A 1,633-nucleotide genomic window follows, 5' to 3' on the forward strand; every position below is an offset into this window, starting at 1 on the left:
AGTTGATTTGCAGGCTGAACCGAACACTTTGCTTTTTCTCTTGAACTTAGCCGTACGCGTGCAGCTAAGTTTGAGAATCCTTGCCTAAGGGTGGGCCGAAGGGGCCTGCCGAAAAGGAAAGGACAAGGATCATGGCAGAGAAAAAGCAGAAGCGCTACTTCAGGATCACGAAGTCGGAGCGCGCCTCCGTGGAACGGGAGCTCAACAAGAGAAAGCCCTCAGCGCGCGGTGCTGCACGCGACCTCGGCCGCTCGCCGGCATCGATCTCTGACGAGGTAAAACGCAACCGCACTATCGCAAAGGGTCCCGGGAAAGGCGAACGGGTCGACCAAGTGCCCGAGGATGCGTGCGCACGTTTGCAAGCGTGGCCCTGGACCTGCAACGGCTGTCAGCATCGCCGCTACAGCTGCGGCAAAGCTCTGCGTTGCGAGTATTCAGCAGCCCGGGCTCAGGCGCTTGCCGACAACCTCCTCTCTGAAGCACGCCGGGGCGTGAACGCCAAAGAGTACGATTTCGAGCGTACGATGACGCTTATCCGCTCCGACGTAGCCCGTGGCCTCTCGCCCGCTCAGATAGCATATGGCCACGCGGAGGAGTTCAAGGTTCACCCCACCACGATCTACCGCTGGATAGCCAACGGCTATGCCGGCATGTCAAACGCAGAACTGCGCCGCAAGGTCGGCTACAGGCCTCGGAGGAAATCCGCCGAAGCTAAGCCCACTTCACACGGACCAGGGCGTTCTTATGAAACATTTTCGGCACTACCCGAAGAAGAGCGCGCTCAGACGTGCGAAATGGACTGCGTGATAGGGTTGTCTTCAGACGCTCAATGCATGCTCACGCTGTACTTAAGGCCCTGCAAGATACAGGCGTGCCTGCTTTTGCCCGAAAAGTCGTCGAGCGCAGTAGCCGCTGCGCTCGACATGCTGGAAACCGCCCTCGGAAAAGAGACGTTCCGGCGTTTGTTCGGGCTCATCCTGACCGACAACGGCGCCGAGTTCTCGGACGCTGACGCTCTCGAGAGATCAGCTTTGCCGGGAAGGAGGACCCGATGCAGAGTTTACTACTGCGATGTGCGACAGTCCCAGCAAAAAGGCGGTTGCGAGCGCAATCATGTCGAACTGCGCAAGCTCCTCCCTAAAAACCGAGGCATCTCCTTCAATAACCTCAAGTCCCAAGATATGGCCGTCCTTATGAGCCAGCTCAACTCCGAACCCCGACCCTCGCTGATGGGTCTGTCGCCTTTAGCAATGCTTCGTGCCGCAGATCCTGTGACAGCAGAAGGACTTGCAGACGCTCTAGGCATTGAGGAGATCCCCTACGAGAGACTCAACCTGAAGGTGAGCGCAATAAATCAAGACAGGGAGGCAAGGGGGCTACCTCCGCTGATTTAAACCTACTTAAAAACTAATATTTTCGGCCATAGGGCGTATGCAGCCGTCCGGATGAGTCTGCGAGCGGACACGGAGGGTATGGCGAAGCTATGCCTGCAAACCCATCCAAACAGCCCGAGATCAAAGCAAAACCCCTGATCGTGAGATCAGGCAACAGACTCAAAACACTTCAAAACGTCCGGCTAACTGCACAAACGCCTATTTAAACAAGGGTGTTCGGCTGACTTCGCAATTCAACC

At 56.7% G+C, this 1,633-nt stretch carries 1 protein-coding gene; it reads left to right on the forward strand.

Translation table 11 applies throughout. The features are described from left to right. The first annotated feature begins 131 nt into the window (after positions 1-131). Complete coding sequence (locus DMP08_RS12255; protein ID WP_123193153.1) at positions 132-1,394, forward strand: IS30 family transposase; 1,263 nt, start codon at positions 132-134, stop codon at positions 1,392-1,394. The last annotated feature ends 239 nt before the right edge of the window (positions 1,395-1,633 follow it).

The sequence above is a fragment of the Paraeggerthella hongkongensis genome, from assembly GCF_003726035.1.
In the GTDB taxonomy this organism is placed as follows: domain Bacteria; phylum Actinomycetota; class Coriobacteriia; order Coriobacteriales; family Eggerthellaceae; genus Paraeggerthella; species Paraeggerthella hongkongensis.

Excerpts from the sequence above, each read along its gene's own strand:
- DMP08_RS12255 (WP_123193153.1), top strand. The coding sequence starts at position 132 with ATGGCAGAGAAAAAGCAGAAGCGCTACTTCAGGATCACGAAGTCGGAG.